This is a genomic window from Polycladospora coralii, from assembly GCF_014773435.2.
GTDB lineage: Bacteria > Bacillota > Bacilli > Thermoactinomycetales > Thermoactinomycetaceae > Polycladospora > Polycladospora coralii.
On sequence record NZ_JACXAG020000001.1, the window covers coordinates 502,186 to 523,323 of the forward strand.

Genomic DNA, 21,138 nt, shown 5'->3' on the forward strand with positions numbered 1-21,138 from the left:
TTCATCCATCCTTTTCTCAAATTTAGATCAATCCGGATAAAAAAGTAGATGATGTGAAAACATAGGGCAAAGGCGGTTTAGAAGAGGTTGAAAAATGATGATTAAACTGATCACGATTATACTCATTATCTTACTTGTATTCATTTTATATCGAAACCATAGGCAAAGCCAGCAGTCACTTCGTACACCCTATATGCATCCATCCGCTCATAAACCACTTATTGTTTTAGTCATTGATTCTCTCATGGATTTACCTCTGCAAGAAACTGTCTCGTTAGGGCAAGCACCGGCACTTCATTTTTTGCAGAAAAAAGGGGAATACTATCCTAAAGTTGTATCCTCTTTTCCAACTATGTCTGTCAGTATCGATAGCACACTTTTAACAGGGACACCACCTAACCAGCACCATATTTACGGTTTAAGTTATTATCATCCATCAGAAAAACGCGTAGTCAATTTTGGTACAGGGGCACGTGAGTCACTTAAATTTGGTGTTCGAACTGTGCTACAAGATAGTTTACAACACTACAATCAGCACTACTTAAGTTCACGTGTATCCACTATACATGAAGATTATCCAGAAGATACAGCTTCCATTAACGCCCTTTTGTATCGTGGAAATCAAAGCCTTGATCTATACGCACCTTGGCTAGCCCAGTTCTTGGGACTTATGCCCAAAAAAATCCCTGCACGCGTACCGGCCTTATTTTCATTTGGTGTATTTGCGCGCTTAGCCAAAGCAAGTAAACCCAAACATCTTTGGTCGCGCTATGGATTAAATGATCGTTTCGCGAGAATGGAGCTCATTTCATTAATAAAACAGAAGCAGTTACCCGCCTTCTCTATTGTTTACTTACCACAGAACGATGATGCCGTTCATGCTAAAGGACCGCAGGAAATTAAAGGCATAAAAAAAGTAGATAAGGAGCTACAAGCCATTTTAGAGGCTTTTGGAAGTTGGGATGACGCCTTACAAAAGGCCAACTTCATCATTATGGGGGATAGCGGTCAAACCCATATGATCCCTAATCATAAAAGTGCTTATATTGATTTGCGTACCCTTTTACAAACATATAAGATTATGCCGATCGCCCAACAATCTCCACAACCCTCTGATCAACTAATTTTATGTGTAAATGAACGAATGGCCTATATTTATATCCTAGATCAACAGGTATCGCTGGCTGAGATCGTCTCCCATCTACAAAAAGAAGAGCGGATTGATATCATCGCATGGCGTCAAGAAGAGCGGATACATGTGACCAATCATCTGAATACACAAGTTCAATATCAAGCGAAAGGCAAGTATTGTGATGAATATGACCAGACTTGGGAAATTGAAGGCGATCTCACTTTACTAGACATCCATGTTGTAAACCAGAATCAGCTTACATATGGAGAATACCCTGATGTTTTATCTCGTTTAGCAGGAGTTATGGATAACTACACGCCCATGATTGTTATGACTGCAGCTGCCGGGTATGAACTAGTCGGAGAAGCTTCCCCTACTCATGTAGGTGGATCACACGGCTCCCTACATTATATGGATTCCTATGTACCGATGATTGTTACCGGCCATCTGCCACCGCCTCCAAAACTCAGATTGATTGATTTCAAAGCCTGGTGGCTTTCTCTTTACAAGACCAACGATGATTAATCAGATGAGCATGAGTCAAGCCCTACAAAACATATGATGTTTTAAAACCATTACATCATTGGGGCGTTATAGATGAATAACGTAAAGGATCAGCATAAAAAAAGACAGACTCAAACCTTTTCTCAGATAAAGATTGAGCAGTTCTGGCCCATTTTAGATCGCGAAACATTAGCTTGGATCGAAATCAAGCAGGACCCACACTACGCACTTCTTTCACACGCGCAAATTAAACGATACGTGCTCGAATCCATCCAATACGGAGAAGCGATCGCAAAACAACACACAAGTAAAACGCAATTAAAAACACTGCTTAATCTGCTCCTCCAACAAGGTGTACAAATTAAGTTTATTGATTTAACACATGAAAAGAATGAGGTACGTGCCCGCTATATTCGCAAGCCCGCTACCATTGAAATTTTTCGTTCATCACTGATACAAATCGAACAATTTTTCAATAAAATGGGTTACCATCTATCCATCGAAGACCTCATTCTGCTCCATGTATATCACGAATGGTTTCACCATCTCGAAGAAACCGTTATTGAACGAACTGATGAGACCTTACCCCGTATACTGGTGAAACAAACAGGTCCCTTTAAAAGGTACCAAACCATTGCAAAAACAAGAGAGATAGCTGCTCATACTTTTACCCAACACCTATTGCCTATTTCTTGGTCTCCCCTATTAATTGACCAGCTGTTATTATTATCAGAGAAAAACGTAACAAAACCGCAAATTCGTGAAAAATTTCAAGAACTTAAGCAACAGGCGAAAACCATATTTAAAGAACAGTAGTGTCGACTAGCCTATATTCTCCACCGTTACATCGCGGAGTCCAAACCTGAAGGAAGAAGCGGACAACTTGCTTAACCGCCAAGGCGTTTTGGCGAGGCAAAAGACAAGACCATAACCTAATTAAATTTGACACATTTGATTACAAAAACCGATGCTGTATAAAAGAGATCAACAGAGACATACTAAGGGCGGAGGTGGGATTTTATGTCAGATCCTTACTTATGCCCTGCTTGTGGTACAAACCGTAGCCGCTTTAATCTTATTCAGCAAGTCGTACAACCCGTAAAAAAAGATGCACAGACAGGCGATGTCGTGTCAGAAGTTTCACTGTCTGATCCACTCCAATTCAAGTATAAAGGTGATCCTTATCGTGTACAATGTGGGATATGTGGAGTGATCGAATCTGAAGAGCAATTCATTCGTCAAGCTCAGCGTAGTTAGTCAATTAAAAAAGTGTTGTCCATTATAAACTGGATGACACTTTTTCATTTTTAATTGTGACTATATTCTAATAGGTGAAGAATTTGTTATTAGCATATATAATAGAGTAGTACTTGGATACAAACCGGATGACAAAAGGAGACTAATCATGCAGGCTTTTCAAGCTTCAATTTTCAATTTAATCACAGAAACCTCTACGCACTTACCAGCTGATGTTCAGTATTCGATCCGACAAGCAAAAGAAAAAGAAGATGCTGGAACACGCGCTGCACTAGCACTTACTACCATTTCACAAAACATACAAATGGCGGAAGAAAACGTTTCTCCCATTTGCCAAGATACTGGAATGTTGACTTTTAAAATAAAGGTTCCTGTAGGTGTGAACCAAATTGAAATGACAAAGGCGATCAAAAAAGCGGTTGTCGAAGCTACCAAACAAGGAAAACTTCGTCCCAACTCAGTAGACTCCCTAACAGGTGAAAACAGTGGGGATAACCTCGGTGAAGGCGTTCCTGTTATTCAGTACGAACAGTGGGAGCGTAACGATATTGAAGTAAGACTCATTTTAAAAGGAGGTGGCTGTGAAAACAAAAATATTCAATACAGTCTCCCATGTGAACTAGAAGGCCTCGGTAGAGCAAGCAGAGACCTTGACGGTATTCGTAAATGTATTATGCACAGTGTGTTTCAAGCACAAGGCCAGGGTTGTAGTGCTGGCTTTATCGGTGTCGGAATTGGCGGAGATCGTACATCAGGTTATGAACTCGCTAAAAAGCAATTGTTCCGTGAAGTGACCGATACCAATCCCAATGAAGATTTAGCGAAACTGGAAGATTATATCTTAGAAAATGCCAACACGTTAAGCATCGGCACAATGGGATTTGGAGGTAACACCACGCTACTCGGATGTAAAATTGGTTCCATGCACCGAATTCCTGCTAGTTTTTATGTATCTGTTGCTTATAATTGTTGGGCATACCGCCGTCAAGGTGTGCGGATCCATGTAGACTCTGGTGAAATATCGGATTGGCTCTATCAGATTGAACCCCAAAAAGAACAAGCTGAGCCCGTCGATGAGATACAATCAGATGAAGATAAGCGCCAAGTGGTATTAAAGGCTCCGATCACAGAGGAGCAAATTCGTGATCTCAAAGTGGGTGATGTCGTCTTAATTAGTGGATTGATTCATACTGGACGCGATCAAATCCATAAACACCTGATGGATCATGATGCTCCTGTTGATTTAGAAGGTGGGGTACTCTATCACTGTGGTCCTGTCATGCTGAAAGATGCTGACGGGAATTGGGATGTAAAAGCGGCTGGTCCTACTACCAGTATTCGTGAAGAGCCTTATCAATCTGACATTTTGAAGAAATTTGGCATCCGGGCCGTGATTGGTAAAGGTGGTATGGGTGCGAAAACATTAGCCGGCTTACAAGAACACGGCGCTGTATATCTAAATGCAATCGGTGGAGCCGCACAATATTATGCCGATTGTATTACGGCTGTAGAAGGTGTAGATTTCGAAGAGTTTGGTGTACCAGAAGCCATGTGGCATTTACGAGTGAAAGATTTTGCTGCAATCGTCACAATGGATGCACATGGAAATAGTCTTCATGATGATGTAGAGAAATCCTCACTTGAAAAATTAGCTGCTCATAAAGAAGTGGTATTTAAATAACTGTAAGGGTTCAGTATACTTCTAATTGTATACTGAACCGACACTTTAAACATATGAATAGAATCAAAAAGGAGGATTTTTCATTGCGTAATTTAAAAAAATTGGGTTTGTTCGCAATTACCGCTATTACAGCTTTTAGTATGGTATTCCCTTCTTCTGTCTCAGCAGATGCAATTGTAGGTGAATCTTATGTCACACTAGGTGCCAATCTAACAGAAGCCCAGCGTAACCAAATATTACAAGAAATGAGCGTCTCAGACCAAAGTAAAGTTATTGAGGTCACCAATGAGGAAGAACATCAATATCTCGGTCAATACATGAGCAAAGCAACGATTGGAACCAAAGCCATATCTTCGGCTAAAATCACCATTCAAGATAACGGAAAAGGAATCGCCGTAAAAACAAAAAATATCTCCACTATTACAGAAGAGATGTACGCAAATGCAGCGATTACAGCAGGTATAAAAGATGCCGATCTATATATCACTGCACCATTTAAAGTATCTGGAACAGCTGGACTTACTGGAATTATTAAAGCATTTGAAACCGCTACAGGTAAAAAAATCGATGAGAGCCAAAAACAAGTAGCCAACGAGGAAATTGTGCGAACTTCTGAAGTGGCAGAAGAAATTGGCGATCCATTAAAAGCAGCCCAGTTTATGAACCGGGTAAAAGAAGAAGTGGCAAAAGAAGAACCTAAATCAGTTGAAGAATATCGCGATATTATCATCAACGTTTCGAACGAATTTAATATCAACCTAGATTCTGATACGATTAATCAACTAGTTACTTTCTCACAAAACTTCAATGATCTAAATATTGATTGGGACCAACTCAGTTCCCAATTTGAATCACTACGTGGGGACTTAAGTGAAGCACTGAAGAGTCCAGAAGCACAGGGCATTATTGACTCTATACTCGAATGGTTCGGAGAACTCTTCTCTGCAATCGGTGACTTCTTCACCTCATCCTCATCACGCTCTGAATCTAATTAACAAAAAAGGCTTAAGCTGGTTGCTTAAGCCTTTTTTGTGTCTGAAATCACGATGCGTGGCTCCTTATTGGTTAAAAATGCATACCATCTCTGTCTAAAGCGAACTTGGGGACCGTCAGCTGGTACATGTGCTTCTAGCCTTAGTGCTTCTGGAATAGGACGTGGGTGCTGTGACTCCACCACAGCTTGATCTTCTTTTAAGATTTTAGAGCTATAGTATGAAAAAATGAAGTTTACACCTGGGAATTTAGCGAAATTCCGGCCCGCATGTCCAAAAATAAGTGTTTTCTCTTTTTCAACCGGGGTAAAAGTGACAAAATTTATAAATTTCGCTTTACGTTGTTTTTTTGGCCTTAATATCCACAAGTGAGGAAAACGAAATTCTAAAATGCCATCTCCGTTATGAATCTCGATCTGATCCCCTTCGGACTCAAAGTTAATCTCAATTTCCTTGGCCAAACGTCTTCCGATCGTTTTCTGATGTACGATAGGTAAATGGGCTACATCTAATACACTTTCTACCGCCCTTGTTAAGTGTGCGGACCAAACTGCATCATAGGGAGATAAGACCAAGTCAGGATCATCCAGTTCAGGAAACAATTCAAGTGATGGTGGGTCAGTCACCACCGCTGGATAAACCCATATTAATCCAGCTTTTTCTTGCACTGGATAAGCATTTGTATGTGCGAAATCAGGAATGGGACGTTTTGGGTGAGCAGGAATCTGCTTGCAAGTGCCCTCACCATCAAACTCCCATGCATGGTACGGACAACGAATATGTCCATCTGAACATGTTCCCAATACAAGGTCCGCACCACGATGGGGACAATAGGCGTGTACGGCCTTGGCTACCCCTTTTTGATCACGAAAAAGTACAATATCGAGTCCAACAACGCTTATTTTTAATGGCCTCTTTTTTAAACTCTTCGACCATTTCACTGCATACCACTGGCATGGAAAGGTACGCTCGTCTTTTTCTTTGGCAAGTCGATACGCTGTCTGCATCTTATCGTTCTCCTTTCACCCAATGAATCATTCGGTTATCTGACATGACAGTCCCTAAATGCGCTATGCTCTGTTTAATCTCTGATTCTTGCACTTGCATGACACAAAGTCGAATATAATTTTCTTTTGGAAAATGAGGTAAATAGAACGAATTTGAGGTTGGAAAATGAATGCCGTCTTGACGCATACGAGCTTGCAGAGAAGATAGATTTATTCCGTCAGGCAAAGTAAAGTGGGCAAAAATCCCCGTATCTGGAATAAATCGATCTACACTAGGGGGAAGATACTGATCACATGTTGCTTGCAGTACTTTCATTTTTTCATGGTAGTGCTTACGCAATTGTTTGATATGTTGTTCATACATATCACTTTGTAAATAAACTTCCAAGGCGGCTTGTGATACGGCAGTCGTTTGAATATCAATTCCTTTTTTATAGTGATTAAAGATAGATTGTAACCGTGATGGTAAAACAGCTATGCCAAGTCGCAACCCTGGTAGCATCACTTTAGAGAAACTTTTAAGGTAGATCGTGTATTCCCCATGGTCGGCACTAAAAATAGAATCCGCTTTAGGATCCCGTTCTAAATCGGCTAAATAATCATCTTCTACAATATAAACATCATATTTTTTAGCAAGTAATGCAATCTTCTTTTTCTCTTCTTGTGCATAACTTGTACCTAACGGATTATGAAAACGTGGTACTGTATAAAAAAATTTAATCTGATTCCCTCGGAAGTAACGCTCTAGCTCCTCAAAATCAATACCAGCCGCAGTTCGGCGAATGCCGATTGCAGTGGCACCAAGTAACTGAATCGCTCTTAATACACCACTATATGTAGGCTGTTCCACCAAGATATTCATTTTTCCATTGGGAAATGGCATAGCGGCAAGGATATAAATCGCTTGTTGTGAGCCTGCTACCACATTAATATAATCAGGTTTTGTAAAAATTTGCTTAGTTGCAAGTTGTTTCTCCATTTCACAACGCAATGAATAAAAACCTTGTGGTTCCGTATAGGTAAAAAGCTCTTGCTGATACAACGTAATCGCCCGATCTAAACAATGTTGAAAATCTTGATAAGGCAAAACGCTGGGATGCGGTGTAACGGATGCAAAATCAATTATCTCCTGAGATGCAGCGGTAGAAACGTCAGGTCGATCGACAACATAATATCCACTTTTAGGCACCGCATAAATGAGATGTTCTCGCTCTAAAGCAATAAATGCTCGAATCGCTGTATTTTTACTACAAGCAAATGAAAGAGAGACATTCCGAATGGAAGGAAGTTTATCGCCTGCCTTCAATTTTTTTGTCCGAATTAAATTTTTATAATACTTCGTAATCACATCATAACGGTTCATGTTCTACCTACCTCCTCTCCATCTATACCCATACAGATGATCCAAATAAACTAGACGGCCTCTCTTTGCTTTTATTATACTAGAAAAATAGAAATGGAGGTATAAATCATGATGGCTCAACATCCTCAACTCCCTTATTACATCAGTGATCAGAAAGCACTATTAGCGTTAGACACCATACAAGCGTTACTTCATACCAGTTATTGGGCCGCCGATTATTCACGGGCTAAAATTGAGAAAAGCATCCAAAATTCATTATGTTTTGGGATTTATCATGAAACGGGTCAAGTCGGCTTTGCGCGGGTCATATCGGATTACGCAACCTTTTCCTGGATTTGTGATGTGATCATTGATCATAGGCATCGCGGGCAAGGCTTAGGGAAGTGGTTCGTCTCTATCATCACATCTTATCCCCAGTTAACGGGTATACGTATGTTACTCGGCACACGTGATGCACACGAGCTTTATGCACAATTTGGTTTTGAAAATAAAGAAGTGATGTTTCGTAAATCGATGTAGGTGATAAATTAGATAAACTCTATTATAATCTACTCATGAACGTTTAATAAATAAGATAGCAGGTGAAATCATGTCTGAAACCGAAAACATACAAGCCGCACAATTCCCTCAAACCATTGATACACTTGTACATGATTTGAAAAATATCGGCATCCAACAAGGAATGACCATAATCGTCCACTCTTCTCTCTCCTCAATCGGTTGGGTTTGTGGAGGGGCTCAAACAGTTGTAGAAGCTTTGATGAAAGTCTTAACTCCAGCTGGAACATTAGTGATGCCCACCCACTCTGCCATTTTATCTGATCCGAAAGATTGGGGAAATCCCCCCGTACCAGAAGCCTGGTGGCAAACGATTCGTGAGCAAATGCCTGCATATGATCCCCATTTAACACCCACTTTTCTCATGGGAAAAATTGTAGACTGCTTTCGCTCTCATACCGACACCATCCGTAGTTCACATCCAAAAAACTCATTTGCAGCATGGGGGAAACATGCACATCTCATCACAGCTAATCATTCGCTTGCTTTTTCAATGGGAGAAAACTCTCCACTCGCACGTTTATATGACTTAGACGCATATGTACTCCTACTAGGTGTTGACTTTGACAGTAATACATCCTTTCACTTAGCCGAGTACCGTCAAGCAAAGCCACCTGTCATAGAAGAGAGTGCCCCCATTATAGCGCACGGAAAACGGGTGTGGAAAACGTATCAAGATATTGAAACCGCTGAAGAAACATTTGCTGAATTAGGTAAACAGTATGTCCAAAAATATTCGGTTAAACAAACTCAAGTCGGTCAAGCCCCATCCTATTTATTTTCACAACGACAAGCTGTCGACTTTGCTCTGCAATCCTTACAGGGGAGGTGATGCAGGTATTCGCCCTATCTGGTTTGATTTTACTCATCGCCGGTTATTCCCATGGTATTTTACTCAGCATTTTGGATTAGTAAAAAACGCAATCTGTAATCGTAATAAAGCCATCCAAATGAATAGGATGGCTTTATCATTGCGATTCGTATGTATCCATACAAAATTATACTTTGTATGAAGATGTGATGTGATGTGATGGAATCGAGCAGTCTTCATTGTGAATTAGCTCTTTCTTTGCCTATCTATGAACAAAAAAACCTTTCAATCAGTACTCAAAAATTCCATAAAATAATGCCCTCATTTTGAAAGAGGGTGTGCTGGTTCGAGAAACAGATATGGAAATACTACGACATGAATGCTTGAACATTTAGCTCAAGATGAAATGGACCAGATTGTTGTATGGTACAAAGATCGCCTTGTGCGTTTTGGGTTTGCCTCAACCGGTCAGTCGATCTAAGGGGTAATGGCCAGTGCTGTTGGCACTAAACCGACTCCTACTGTTGAAATCACTTGATTTGTCTTCGTCTCAATCACAGATACCATAGCACTATCTCTATTTACAACATAAACATAGCGGTCATCTGCTGTGATCCCTAAGGTGAAGGAAAAACTCCCCGCTCTTACTGTGGCAATCACTTGATGGGTACGCGTCTCGATCACGGATACTGTTCCTCCCCTATTGACCACATAAAGATAGCGACCATCTGCTGTAGCCTTAAGGGAAAATGGAGAATCTCCCAATTCTACTGTTGAAATGACTTGATGAGTACTGGTATCAATCACGGATATGGTAGCATCATCTCTATTTACAACATATACAAATTGTCCGTCTGCTGTGATCTCAAGCGGCAATGCATTAACTCCCACCGCAACCGTGGCAATCACCTGGTTCACCTTGATATCAATCACGGAGACATTATTGTTAGTCTCATTACTGACATAAGCATACCGTCCATCGGGTGTGATTTTAAGGAAGGATGCTGGCCCCCCATTCCTTATCTGCGAAATGACTTGATTCGTCTTCGTCTCAATCACGGTTACAATGCGATCAGTACCAGATGCATTTGGCACATAAGCAAATTGATCGTCTGGTGTGATGACGATAGCGCTTGGGAAAGCATTCAATTGAACGGTTGCCATCACCCGATAATCTTTGGTGTCAATGACGGTTACATTACCACTGATACTATTATCAAGTACATAAAGCCATTGTCCATCATGGGTAATCGCCATAAGGCTAGTAGGTTGCCCTGGTGAACTTACTGACCTAACTTGGATCGTAGCTATCACCTTGTGATCCTTTGTATCAATAACCGTCACATTTCCAGGAACCCCTTGGCTTAATACATAACAATATTGGCCGTTAGGTGATACAATAGTAGCTACGGGTAACCCTTGAACCTGAATGTTTGCAACGAGCCGATTCACCTTGGTATCAATGACCGATACGCTCATGCCTCCAAAATTTGCAACATATACAAATGACATCGATTCACTTCCTTTCGGTAAAAGCGTTTTTACAAGTTTATGCTATGTATGTGCACACTGCAGTGTCGTCATGTATCCATAATCGAAACCAAGACGAATGCGATGCGAATATAACGTTACGTATATATTCTAACGATTCGCTGTCACCGTGAGCGCAAAGGAAACAAACCCAATCGATATCGTTGCAATCAGCAAGTACACGCTTGCAAGTTAGACCAATCGACCTAAGGTGTAATGGCTAGTGCTTGTGGCAGTGAACCCACTCTTACTGTTGAGATGACCCGATTGGTCTTCGCCTCAATCACGGATACCGTGTTCTCACCCCCATTTACAACATAGACATAACGGTCATCTGCTGTAATCCTTAGAGTGAATGGCATTAAACCCACTCCTACTGTTGAAACGACCCGATTGGTCTTCGTATCAATCACGGATACCGTGTTTTCACCTTGATTTACAACATAAACATAACGACCATCTGCCATGACCTTAGGGATGAGTGGAAATAGGCCCACTCCTACTGTTGAAATGACCTGGTTGGTGCGCACCTCAATCACAGATACCGTAGCATCAATTGTATTTGTCACATAAACATATTGTCCATCTGCTGTGATATCAAGAGACAAATCCCCTGCTACCATCCCCACTGAAATAATCGCAATCACTTGATTTCCTTTCCTATCAAGGACGAAGACATTAGCGTCAACATTACTACATGCATAGATATAACGTCCATCTGGTGTGATGAGAATGTCGAATGCTCCCAAATCAATTCCTGTCGACGAAATCACTTGATTCGTCTTCGTTTCAATCACGGTTACAGAACCTGAATCAGCATTTACCACATAAGCAAATTGATCGTCTGCTGTGATGGCGATAGAGTTTGGGATCGTAATCAATTGTACGTTTGCAATCACACGATAATCTTTGGTGTCAATTACGGTTACATTAGAACTGGCACTATTAGCCACATAAATCCATTGACCATCATGCGTGATTGCCATGGGATTATTTGGTAAAGATGAAGAGGTTACTACTCCAACCTGTATCGTAGCCATCACCTTGTGATCCTTTGTGTCAATAACCGTCACATTTCCAGGAGATCCTTGGCTTAATACATAACAATATTGTCCGTTGGGTGATAGGATAGTAGCAATTGGTGATCCTTGAACCTGAATGTTTGCAATAAGTCGATTCACCTTGGTATCAATGACCGATACGTTAGCACTATTAAAATTTGCAACATATACAAATGACATGGATTCACTCCCTTTCACAAAAAGCGTTTTTATAAGTTTATGTAGATGAAAGATTGTCCTATGTATGGATTGCTACACAGAAGAAAACTCTTCAGATGAAAACTGCTGTGTCATCATGTATCCGTGATTGAAATCAAGACGTATGCGATGCGAATATGACTTTTTTACCGTCCGGCATTGGCTACGTATACAGCCTAACGAGCGCAAAGGAAACAAACTCAATCGGTATCGTTTCAGTCACCAAGTCTCCTACTTACCAGTTCAGCAAAGTGAACGAAAGTTTCAACCGGTCAATCAATCTAAGGTGTAATGGCTAGTGCTCCTGGAAACATATCCACGCTTACTGTGGAGATGACTTGGTTTGTCTTCGTCTCAATCACAGATACCGTGCTTTGGTTTATATTGACAACATAAACATAGCGGTCATCTGCTGTGATTGCTAGAGTGAATGGCGTTAAGCCTACTCCTATTGTTGAGATGACTCGGTTTGTACGCGTTTCAATCACGGACACCGTATTTCCATCCCCATTTACAACATAAACATAACAGTCGTCTGCTGTGATCGCGAGGTTGAATGGATTTAAACCTACTTCTACAGTGGAAATGACTTGATGGGTATTCGTTTCAATCACCGATACCGTAGCACCCTCTATATTTGTCAAATAAACATACTGCCCGTCTGCTGTGATCTCAAGGGACAAGGGGCCATCTCCCACCACAACCGTGGCAATCACTTGATTCGCCTTAATATCCACCACGGAAATATGATTGCTACTTCTATTACAAATATAGGCATACCGTCCATCGGGTGTAATCTTAATGGCGACTGCTCCCTCTCCAATCCCTATCGTCGAAATGATTTGATTCGCCTTCATTGCAAGCACATTTACAGAGTGATCAGAAATTATATTGGCCACATAAGCAAATTGATCATCTGGTGTGATGGCGATCGAACTGGAGAAAAAGTTCGTTTGCAGATTTGCAATGACACGATAATCTTTCGTATCGATTACGGTTACATTACTACTCAAATTATTGAGTACATAAATCCATTGTCCATCATGGGTAATCATCATTTGTGTAAATGGAAAACTCGTAAAAATGACTATCCCAACCTGGACAGTAGCGATCACCCTGTGATCTTTGGTGTCGATAACCGTTACATTCCCTGGCACGCCTTGAATTAATACATAGCAATACTCTCCATTGGGTGATACGATCAGAGCTATTGGCGCTCCTTGAACTCCTATATTTGCAATAAGCTGATTCACCTTGGTATCAATGACCGATACGGTTTCCCCTACAAGATTCCCAACATATACAAACGACATCCATTATCTTCCTTTCAATATAGGCGTTTTTACCCATTTATGTAGATGAAAGGTTGCCCTATGTATAATTGCTACACAGAAGAAAAACCTGCAGGGTCGTGATGTATCCGTGATTGAAACCAAGAAAAATACGTTTTCTTATTCACTGTTTATGAGGAATATAACTTTTTTACCGTCCGCATTGGCACCGTATACTTCCTAACGAGCGCAAAGTGAGTAAATCCAGCCGGTATCATTGCAATCACTAGGAATCCTTGCATAAACCGGTCAACTGATCTAAGGTACAATGGCTAGTGCTCCTGGAAACGTATCCACGCTTACTGTGGAAATCACCTGATTCGCCTTGGTCTCAATCACAGATACCGTAGCATCATTTTGATTTGCAACATAAACATAACGGTCATCTTTTGTAATTCCAAGTGTGATTGGAAAAGAACCCACTCTTACGGTTGAAATCACTTGATGGGTGCGCGTCTCCATTACAGATACCGTGTCTCCTCCATTATTGACCACATAAAGATAGCGACCGTCCGCCGTAACTTGAAGAAAGGCTGGGCCATCATCCACTCCTACTGTTGAAATGACTTGATAGGTACGCGTGTCAATCACGGATATCGTAGCATCATTTCTACTTGCCACATAAACAAATTGGCCGTCTGCTGTGATGTCAAGGGCCACTGGTGCTGCTCCCACCGCAACCGTGGCAATCACTTGATTCGCCTTGGTCTCAATCACCGAGACGTTAGCACTACCAAAATTACAGATATAGACATATCGTCCATCCGGTGTGATTTTAAGGAAGAATGCGGAATCTCCAATTCCTATCGTCGAAATCAATTGATTCGTCTTCGTTGCAATCACGGTTACAGAAGGATTAGTAGTAGTTGTATTCACCACATAGGCAAATTGATCGTCTGGTGTGATGGCGATAGCATTCGGGAGTATACCCGGTTGAACCGTTGCAATCACGCGATAATCTTTGGTGTCAATTACCGTTACATTGCCACTGGTACTACTATCAACTACATAAATCCTTTGTCCATCTTGGGTAATGCCAAGGGGAGTAGTGGCTTGACCTGGAGAAAGTACTACACCAACTTGGATCGTAGCCATGACCTTGTGATCCTTTGTGTCAATAACGGTCACATTTCCTGGAGACCCCGTGCATAATACATAACAATATTGTCCATTGGGTGATCGTATCGTAGCGATGGGGAACCCGACAACTTGGATGTTTGCAATAAGCCGATTCACTTTTGTATCAATGACCGATATATTAGAACCTCCAAAATTTGCAACATATACAAAGGACATCATTCTTCTCCCTTTCCTCAAAAGCATTTTTACAAATTTATGTAGTTGAAACATTGTCCTATGAATGTTTGCTAAACAGAAGAAAACACTATAGATGGATCCTGCAGTGTCGTCATGTATCCATATATGTATAGGATATCCAATCATGGAAGAATAGCTAAACCGAAAGGAAAGGTTCCAGTTTCGATCGTGGATACTACTTGATTTTTCTTCGTGTCTATAACCGATACCGTATCACTATTCGCATTAGCCACGTAAACATACCGACCATTCGCCGTGACCGAGACCGCAGCTGGAGCCGTTCCAACCGGTATCGTTGCAATCAACTGGTTCCTCCTTGTATCAATCGTTGATACGGAATTACCGTTCACGTTAGCTATGTAAATAGATTGACCATCCGGTGTAATAACAAAAGAAAACGGAAAATCTCCCACCTGTACGGTAGACACTGCCCGATGCATTTTCGTATCAATGACTGTTATAGTACTCTCTATTGTATTGGAAACATAGACATATTGGCCGTATGATGAAAATGCAAGATTAGAGGGCCCCATTCCAACTGGAACAGTCGCTACTACCTGATAAGTTTTCACACAAATGACGGCTACCACAGCTTCTGTAAATAGAACCACATAGACATACTGACCATCAAGCGTAACCGCAAGAGCACTTGGGGCACTTGGAGCATTTCCAACAGAAAGGGTAGCCGTCACCTGATTGGTTTTCGCATCGTAGACAGAGACGGTATTGGCTCCTCCATTAGAAACGTAGACATATCGATCATTGCGTGAAATCGCAAGAGAAATTGGAACAAATCCAACTTGCACCGTCGCTATGATTGCATTTGTTTTTGCATCTATAACAGACATGTCATTATTATCTGAATTTAATACATAAACAAACTGACCATCATTTGAAACAATAATGTTGGTTGCTGAAGTAATTCCAGTATCGTCTACTAAGCCAACTTGTATGGTTGAAATAATGGGATGCGTCTTAGTATCGATAACAGCTATATTTCCATTTGCTGTTAAGCATATTGACATTGAGGAGCCATTGCGATAAATAAAGGATTTCCTATCATCTGAATATTTGCTATTATATTGTTGGTCTTGTTATCAATCACGGATACTGTACCGTTTGGATTGGCAAAATCAGCATTGATTACATATACAAGCGACATCTGTCCCCCCCTAGCAAAGAATCTATGATTGTTAATTTATTCAAGTATGTCGTGTCCTATTACGATTCGAACATAAGCGTAAAATAACCCACACCTATTGATTTGGAGTGGGTTATTTTACGCTTACCGATAAAGCAAGTGAGCTAATTAAATGGAATTCACACACAAGTAATCAAACATTACTCGTTTTTTGTTATACTTATCTACACCTACTAAAACGGCTAATAACACCTATCGAATCGCATTAATTTCTTCCTTTGCTTGTAATGTTGCGATTTCTATACTATCTTGAATCTTATTTTTATCGATATTTATCCAGTCTTCATGATGTTGCATATAAGAATAAATAATTGCTCGTGTAGAGGAAATAAGTGCACCCATTCCATTTTCATCAAAATAACAAGACAAATCCTCTGCTTTTCCTCCTTGAGCACCGTATCCAGGAACCAAGAATAAAGAATGTTTTAAAAAGCTACGGATATAGGACGCATCTTGAGGATAGGTTGCTCCAACAACAACGCCAAGGTTTGAATAGCCATAATGACCCATCGTGTCTTTTGCCAAATGATCTAATGTCTCAGCTAGCCTCTGATACATTTTTTCTCCCGATTTCAGCTGTAGATCTTGTAAATCAGATGCGGATGGATTTGAAGTTTTTAATAGAACAAAAATACCCTTAGTTCGATCTATTCTCTCCTGCAAAAAGGGGGTAATTCCATCCCTACCCAGATAAGGATTTACCGTAACAGCATCACCACTTAAGGGGGAGTCCCCTAAAAATGCTTTTGCATAGGCAATTGCCGTTGGTCCAATATCGCCTCTCTTAGCATCATTAATCACTAGCAATCCTTTTGACTTCGCATAGCAAATTGTTTGCTCAAGTGCATAAATCCCATAACTACCATAAACTTCATAGTAAGCAAGCTGCGGCTTTACTGCTAGCACATGTGGATGTATAACATCAATAATCATTTTATTAAACGCTAGGATAGAATCTGTTATGGTTTTAATATCGCTCTGCCCTTTATCTAACAAGCATAATGGAAAGTAATCTGGATTTGGATCTAATCCAACTACCACTGAACTCTCTTTCTTTAAAACTTCTTTGATCAGTAAATCAGCAAAATTGTTCATACAAACCCACACCTTATTGAATAGATATTCTCAGAGCTATATGTTGAGTAAACAATAAAAAGCGAGACTTCCTCTAAAAGAGAAAATCTCGCTTTTTATAAATTCGTGATTTCACATTAAAATCCATCATCAAAAAGCAACGAAATAGACATACCAAAATAACAGCGCAAGACTGTCATACGATGTTTTTTTATAGATGAAGGGATTATAATGTGATGAATAGCTACGAAATAAACAACGGAATTTCCTCTCATAGTCGAATGATTACGGTCACTCGGTAGAAACTTTCAAGCCAATCCTTGATATTATATGAGGGGTTTAATGCTTTATTTTTTATCATTGTATCATGTAGTCTTTTTGTTAACAATAATATTACATGATACAAATATTTATTTGCTAGCGTGACATGATGTGGTAAATTTGTGCGTTTAACCACTTTTGCTTCATGAAATACTTATTTTTCAATCCCGCAATACACGGCGCAAGTGGCTGATCTCTTTTTCGATATGTTTACTGGCATGACGTGCCAGTTGATCTCGGATAAATGGACGGGGATTTTTGAGTGCTTCTAACTCTCTTTCTAAGTACCGAATTTTTCGTTTAATTTCTTTCTCCATTTTCTCCTCCTTCACGCTTGACCTTCTCGTTACGTTAACCCTTATCCTCAATATGTAACAGTATATCGAGAAAAGGGGAATTCCGTGTGCCAAATCACAAACATGTTTACAAAAATGAAGTCTTGCAATACGACCGTATGATTTCGAAACAACCCAATCTTCTTCCACATATTGAAAAGATTGTAGCTGTCGAGGGGCTAGATATTATCGACATCGGTGCAGGTACGGGTCGCTTAACGATTCCACTCGCACAAACAGCTAAGTCCGTGTTAGCCCTTGACCAATCACCAGAGATGTTATCGCTTATAGCCACCCGATTAGACCAACTCGGTCTCTCTAACTGGGAGACACAAGTGGCTGACCATCGCACGATTCCAGTAGAGGACAACCAAGTCGATCTGGTTGTAGCCGGATGGAGTCTTTGCTATCTAGCCAGTTCCAATCAATCTGAATGGAAAGAAAACTTATCTCAGATGATCGCTGAAATTAAACGTGTATTACGTCCAAATGGTTATCTGCTTATTTTTGAAAATATGGGTACAGGTTCACTTCAGCCTCGCCCACCGGCTTATTTAACTTCCTACTTTGAGGCGTTGGATCAAAGCTATCACTTTAATCATTCACTCATACGGACTGACTACACTTTCTCTGATCATGAAGAAGCACTGACACTTACAAATTTTTTCTTTGAAGATGAGATTGTAAAACGTATCTCCTCTGAAGAATGGGTGCAAGTTCCCGAATGGGCTGGCATGTGGTGGAAGCAATTTAAGTGAACTACTCACCACCTACGCTAACGCTAAGAGGTAGGAGTATTCTCAGCTATATTAAATAAAAAATCCGGGGCTGTCACTTATGGGACAGCCTTCACAATCACTAGATTCCATAGCCCGTCTCTGTTTTTTCTGTTGTTTCACATTGAAATGTTAACCGTTTATTGTCAGCACAAATCAACTCATCCTTCTGTTCGTCATAGGACCAGCTCTCTACTTTACTGATATTCTTTTCCAGTTCTTACTCCGCTTACGGTAGAATGATTATAAGGTGATCATAGCTATTTTTGATTTCTTCTCCATTTCGCACCAGAACCTTTCTGGGTGAATAGTATTGGTTATAGATGTACCAGTCAACATCCTGGTGCATTTATAAAGAACGTCATCTCATCGCATTTTTTTAATAAACTGAAGCACTTCCGTAGCGTTGCCACATCGTATTGGGGTTTGTCGATTTCGTTATCGCTTACACTTGAAAGCGATCCGTTAAAAAGGAGGGATTTAGTGGGATATTATGTATTTACGACATTTCTCAACTATACTTTTAGATATATAACCGAGTTAAAAACGCTTGTTCCACTAGCTTCGGTTAAGTTTAAAGTTTCAGTGAATGAAAGTCTGATGCCTGAAACGCCAGTAGCTGTATTAAATCAAACGGCTGTCTCCTACTTAAATGCATGGCAAGGCAAATTTTTGGTTCAACAGGGCGTCTCAATCCCACCTGCATTAAATATTTTTCCTATTTATAGAGTGAACTACTCACCGAACTTAATCTATACTGCACAAGCATTATATAGGGATTTTTATTACCTTTTCTCCTCCCCTTCTATCGGAGCTCAACTCATATCTGTAGAAACTGTCCACAATCAAAACCAATCCTATACTTACTCCCCGTGAACTTTACCATAGACCTCTTGCATAACCTTCGTATCTTAATCCCAATTTATAAATGGCACAGCCGGTTCCTGTAACGATTCGCGTAGATTTTAAGTTGTGTGGGGCTGTCCCCAAAGTAGTAAATCTACTTAAGGGACAGCCCCAGATTTTTTATCAACCCATTTTATAGGTCATGCCATATCCACCTTTGGGATATACCCACTTAATATTATCTGCTGGGCATGCAATGCGACAGGTACCACACTCAATACAGTTTTCATAGGCAACAGTCGTCATCTTTTGTTTCAAATCCCAATCATACACTTCAGCCGGACAAAAATAGTTACAATCCTTGTGGGTACAACTTAAACATTCATTGTGTTCTTTAATGATTAAGTGCGAATTCTCATCACACTTGAAACGAATGGTAAACAATTTATCGGTAATATCTTGACTCATCCGTTCATCGACCTCCATCCTTTATATCCCAATTTAAGCAAATTCATTGTGCCGCCAGCCGCTGTTTTAATTTTATGGAAGGCTTGCTTTTGCTTTTCAGCCTTCGGTATCCCGTTTACTAAGAACATATTGTAAGCGGCATCGTTTAGTGCTGAGGGTAACTTACTAAATAACAGCTCTGGATCTTCATCTTTTAATAATTTATGCATCCCTTTGTACTTTTTCAAATCTTTCATAATAAACGATTGCTTTACTTTTTCATCATATTTGTTCAAAGCTAATGCCGAATGATCTTGCTGAGCAAACGCTTCTATAATGGTTTCACCTGCCATCTTGCCAGAAGCCATCGCTAAATTGGTACCTTCACGATGTACAAAATTGACTAATTGAGCTGCATCCCCAACAACACACCAGCCATCTCCTGATAACGGTGGAATGGAATAGTAACCTCCTTCTGGAATCAAATGACCTGAGTATTCTATCGATTCTCCACCTTGAATCAATTTGCGAATAAAAGGGTGTTTTTTTACTGAATCGAGTACCTCATGTGGTTTTAGACGTTTTTCTCGGAGTTGATCCACCATAACCCCTACACCAAGTGATAAGGTTTCTTTATTGGTGTATAAAAAACCCATCCCCGCCATACCCAGTGAGGTTTCCCCCATAAACTCAATCGTAACGCCTTCGTTTCCTTCTACATTAAAGCGGTCCTCAATTTTTTCTTTGGGTAAAGCGATCACTTCTTTAACCGCCAGTGACACTTCATCTGGATTCCATTCTTTATGAATGCCTAACGATTTCCCTAGCAGAGAGTTTACACCATCCGCAATGACAACGACATTCGCATATAGATCTCCATCATCTCGATCTGTTTTGACACCAACTACTTTATCCCCTTCACGCAGTAAGTCCACAGCTACGGTTTCATAAACTGGAATCGCCCCTGCTTCGACTGCTTTATTCGCAAACCATTGGTCAAATTTTACCCGTAAGCCTGTAAAACAATTGTAAGGTTCTTTATATGCTTCATTTCGATGGCCAAAGGTGACAGCAGATTCTTTGCCCATTACCCATATACGTTGCTCTACAATATTTCGTTCCATTGGAAACTGACGCTCTTTCCAAAATTCTGGCACCAATTCTTCAATTTGCTTTCGATATAATACGCCACCGAAGATGTTTTTGGCACCGGGAAACTCCCCTCTTTCCAATAAAACCACCTTTAATCCCGCGCGTGCCATAGTAAGTGCTGCTGCTGTTCCCCCTGGTCCTGCTCCGACAACAACGGCATCAAATTTTTCGTTCATTTCTATCGCTCCTCACGAGTTTATCCTAATTTAGGCGTGTCAATATGCATAATTATTCAATTTGACCG

The 21,138-nt window shown here is 40.5% G+C and carries 21 protein-coding genes and 1 riboswitch; of the genes, 9 read left to right on the forward strand and 12 right to left on the reverse strand.

The window, feature by feature from the left end; genetic code table 11:
* Positions 1-94 precede the first annotated feature (94 nt).
* The 5 genes from IC619_RS02580 to IC619_RS02600 all read left to right on the forward strand — a co-directional run bounded on the left by IC619_RS02580 (position 95) and on the right by IC619_RS02600 (position 5,569).
* Positions 95-1,657 carry an alkaline phosphatase family protein gene (locus IC619_RS02580; protein ID WP_191138573.1) on the forward strand — a complete coding sequence of 521 codons (1,563 nt, stop codon included), beginning with the start codon at positions 95-97 and terminating at the stop codon, positions 1,655-1,657.
* Between the two features lie 72 nt (positions 1,658-1,729).
* Positions 1,730-2,452 carry a hypothetical protein gene (locus IC619_RS02585; RefSeq protein ID WP_191138574.1) on the forward strand — a complete coding sequence of 241 codons (723 nt, stop codon included), beginning with the start codon at positions 1,730-1,732 and terminating at the stop codon, positions 2,450-2,452.
* Between the two features lie 204 nt (positions 2,453-2,656).
* Positions 2,657-2,893 (forward strand): DNA alkylation repair protein, encoded by a 237-nt coding sequence (locus tag IC619_RS02590; protein ID WP_191138575.1) that lies wholly within the window; start codon positions 2,657-2,659, stop codon positions 2,891-2,893.
* Between the two features lie 148 nt (positions 2,894-3,041).
* Positions 3,042-4,574: a fumarate hydratase gene (locus IC619_RS02595; protein WP_191138576.1), complete on the forward strand. Its 1,533-nt coding sequence runs from the start codon at positions 3,042-3,044 to the stop codon at positions 4,572-4,574.
* Positions 4,575-4,657: 83 nt separating this feature from the next.
* Positions 4,658-5,569 (forward strand): DUF1002 domain-containing protein, encoded by a 912-nt coding sequence (locus tag IC619_RS02600; RefSeq protein ID WP_224749600.1) that lies wholly within the window; start codon positions 4,658-4,660, stop codon positions 5,567-5,569.
* Between the two features lie 23 nt (positions 5,570-5,592).
* On the opposite strand, the gene IC619_RS02605 is transcribed toward IC619_RS02600, so the two are convergent.
* Complete coding sequence (locus IC619_RS02605) at positions 5,593-6,573, reverse strand: aromatic ring-hydroxylating oxygenase subunit alpha (RefSeq protein ID WP_191138578.1); 981 nt, start codon at positions 6,571-6,573, stop codon at positions 5,593-5,595.
* Between the two features lies 1 nt (position 6,574).
* Positions 6,575-7,936, reverse strand: coding sequence for an aminotransferase-like domain-containing protein (locus IC619_RS02610; protein ID WP_191138579.1), 1,362 nt, complete (start codon positions 7,934-7,936; stop codon positions 6,575-6,577).
* Between the two features lie 108 nt (positions 7,937-8,044).
* On the opposite strand from IC619_RS02610, the gene IC619_RS02615 reads away from it, so the two are divergent.
* The gene (locus tag IC619_RS02615) at positions 8,045-8,455 is read left to right on the forward strand and encodes a GNAT family N-acetyltransferase (RefSeq protein ID WP_191138580.1); all 411 of its coding nucleotides are present in this window, start codon (positions 8,045-8,047) and stop codon (positions 8,453-8,455) included.
* Between the two features lie 70 nt (positions 8,456-8,525).
* Positions 8,526-9,326, forward strand: a complete 801-nt coding sequence (locus IC619_RS02620) for an AAC(3) family N-acetyltransferase (RefSeq protein ID WP_191138581.1) — start codon at positions 8,526-8,528, stop codon at positions 9,324-9,326.
* Between the two features lie 456 nt (positions 9,327-9,782).
* Here the strand turns inward: IC619_RS02620 and IC619_RS02625 are convergent, their stop codons facing one another.
* From IC619_RS02625 to IC619_RS02660, 8 genes are all read right to left on the reverse strand, one after another.
* Complete coding sequence (locus IC619_RS02625; RefSeq protein WP_191138582.1) at positions 9,783-10,817, reverse strand: cytochrome D1 domain-containing protein; 1,035 nt, start codon at positions 10,815-10,817, stop codon at positions 9,783-9,785.
* Positions 10,818-11,041: 224 nt separating this feature from the next.
* Entirely contained in the window at positions 11,042-12,076 is a 1,035-nt protein-coding gene (locus IC619_RS02630; RefSeq protein ID WP_191138583.1) for a cytochrome D1 domain-containing protein, read from the reverse strand.
* 299 nt (positions 12,077-12,375) lie between these two features.
* Positions 12,376-13,407, reverse strand: a complete 1,032-nt coding sequence (locus IC619_RS02635; RefSeq protein WP_191138711.1) for a cytochrome D1 domain-containing protein — start codon at positions 13,405-13,407, stop codon at positions 12,376-12,378.
* 276 nt (positions 13,408-13,683) lie between these two features.
* Positions 13,684-14,721: a beta-propeller fold lactonase family protein gene (locus IC619_RS02640; RefSeq protein ID WP_191138584.1), complete on the reverse strand. Its 1,038-nt coding sequence runs from the start codon at positions 14,719-14,721 to the stop codon at positions 13,684-13,686.
* 143 nt (positions 14,722-14,864) lie between these two features.
* The gene (locus IC619_RS02645) at positions 14,865-15,767 is read right to left on the reverse strand and encodes a cytochrome D1 domain-containing protein (RefSeq protein ID WP_191138585.1); all 903 of its coding nucleotides are present in this window, start codon (positions 15,765-15,767) and stop codon (positions 14,865-14,867) included.
* Positions 15,752-15,904 carry a hypothetical protein gene (locus tag IC619_RS02650; RefSeq protein WP_191138586.1) on the reverse strand — a complete coding sequence of 51 codons (153 nt, stop codon included), beginning with the start codon at positions 15,902-15,904 and terminating at the stop codon, positions 15,752-15,754. The genes IC619_RS02645 and IC619_RS02650 overlap by 16 nt, the downstream gene beginning before the upstream one ends.
* A gap of 231 nt (positions 15,905-16,135) precedes the next feature.
* Positions 16,136-17,038 (reverse strand): orotidine-5'-phosphate decarboxylase, encoded by a 903-nt coding sequence (gene pyrF / locus IC619_RS02655; RefSeq protein WP_191138587.1) that lies wholly within the window; start codon positions 17,036-17,038, stop codon positions 16,136-16,138.
* A gap of 233 nt (positions 17,039-17,271) precedes the next feature.
* A riboswitch (purine riboswitch) is annotated at positions 17,272-17,371 on the reverse strand.
* A gap of 128 nt (positions 17,372-17,499) precedes the next feature.
* Positions 17,500-17,655, reverse strand: a complete 156-nt coding sequence (locus tag IC619_RS02660; RefSeq protein WP_191138588.1) for a hypothetical protein — start codon at positions 17,653-17,655, stop codon at positions 17,500-17,502.
* Positions 17,656-17,741: 86 nt separating this feature from the next.
* Between IC619_RS02660 and IC619_RS02665 the strand changes: the two genes are divergently transcribed.
* A complete protein-coding gene (locus tag IC619_RS02665) occupies positions 17,742-18,431 on the forward strand; it encodes a methyltransferase domain-containing protein (RefSeq protein ID WP_191138589.1) in 690 nt (229 codons plus the stop codon).
* 501 nt (positions 18,432-18,932) lie between these two features.
* Positions 18,933-19,325: a hypothetical protein gene (locus tag IC619_RS02670; protein ID WP_191138590.1), complete on the forward strand. Its 393-nt coding sequence runs from the start codon at positions 18,933-18,935 to the stop codon at positions 19,323-19,325.
* 153 nt (positions 19,326-19,478) lie between these two features.
* On the opposite strand, the gene IC619_RS02675 is transcribed toward IC619_RS02670, so the two are convergent.
* Positions 19,479-19,763 (reverse strand): ferredoxin family protein, encoded by a 285-nt coding sequence (locus IC619_RS02675; RefSeq protein ID WP_191138591.1) that lies wholly within the window; start codon positions 19,761-19,763, stop codon positions 19,479-19,481.
* Positions 19,760-21,070 (reverse strand): FAD-dependent oxidoreductase, encoded by a 1,311-nt coding sequence (locus IC619_RS02680; RefSeq protein ID WP_191138592.1) that lies wholly within the window; start codon positions 21,068-21,070, stop codon positions 19,760-19,762. The genes IC619_RS02675 and IC619_RS02680 overlap by 4 nt, the downstream gene beginning before the upstream one ends.
* Positions 21,071-21,138 lie beyond the last annotated feature (68 nt).

Coding starts and splice junctions, on each gene's coding strand:
- IC619_RS02580 (WP_191138573.1), top strand. CDS start 95: ATGATGATTAAACTGATCACGATTATACTCATTATCTTACTTGTATTC.
- IC619_RS02585 (WP_191138574.1), top strand. CDS start 1,730: ATGAATAACGTAAAGGATCAGCATAAAAAAAGACAGACTCAAACCTTT.
- IC619_RS02590 (WP_191138575.1), top strand. CDS start 2,657: ATGTCAGATCCTTACTTATGCCCTGCTTGTGGTACAAACCGTAGCCGC.
- IC619_RS02595 (WP_191138576.1), top strand. CDS start 3,042: ATGCAGGCTTTTCAAGCTTCAATTTTCAATTTAATCACAGAAACCTCT.
- IC619_RS02605 (WP_191138578.1), bottom strand. CDS start 6,573: ATGCAGACAGCGTATCGACTTGCCAAAGAAAAAGACGAGCGTACCTTT.
- IC619_RS02610 (WP_191138579.1), bottom strand. CDS start 7,936: ATGAACCGTTATGATGTGATTACGAAGTATTATAAAAATTTAATTCGG.
- IC619_RS02615 (WP_191138580.1), top strand. CDS start 8,045: ATGATGGCTCAACATCCTCAACTCCCTTATTACATCAGTGATCAGAAA.
- IC619_RS02620 (WP_191138581.1), top strand. CDS start 8,526: ATGTCTGAAACCGAAAACATACAAGCCGCACAATTCCCTCAAACCATT.
- IC619_RS02625 (WP_191138582.1), bottom strand. CDS start 10,817: ATGTCATTTGTATATGTTGCAAATTTTGGAGGCATGAGCGTATCGGTC.
- IC619_RS02630 (WP_191138583.1), bottom strand. CDS start 12,076: ATGTCATTTGTATATGTTGCAAATTTTAATAGTGCTAACGTATCGGTC.
- IC619_RS02635 (WP_191138711.1), bottom strand. CDS start 13,407: ATGTCGTTTGTATATGTTGGGAATCTTGTAGGGGAAACCGTATCGGTC.
- IC619_RS02640 (WP_191138584.1), bottom strand. CDS start 14,721: ATGTCCTTTGTATATGTTGCAAATTTTGGAGGTTCTAATATATCGGTC.
- IC619_RS02645 (WP_191138585.1), bottom strand. CDS start 15,767: ATGTCAATATGCTTAACAGCAAATGGAAATATAGCTGTTATCGATACT.
- IC619_RS02650 (WP_191138586.1), bottom strand. CDS start 15,904: ATGTCGCTTGTATATGTAATCAATGCTGATTTTGCCAATCCAAACGGT.
- pyrF (WP_191138587.1), bottom strand. CDS start 17,038: ATGAACAATTTTGCTGATTTACTGATCAAAGAAGTTTTAAAGAAAGAG.
- IC619_RS02660 (WP_191138588.1), bottom strand. CDS start 17,655: ATGGAGAAAGAAATTAAACGAAAAATTCGGTACTTAGAAAGAGAGTTA.
- IC619_RS02675 (WP_191138591.1), bottom strand. CDS start 19,763: ATGAGTCAAGATATTACCGATAAATTGTTTACCATTCGTTTCAAGTGT.
- IC619_RS02680 (WP_191138592.1), bottom strand. CDS start 21,070: ATGAACGAAAAATTTGATGCCGTTGTTGTCGGAGCAGGACCAGGGGGA.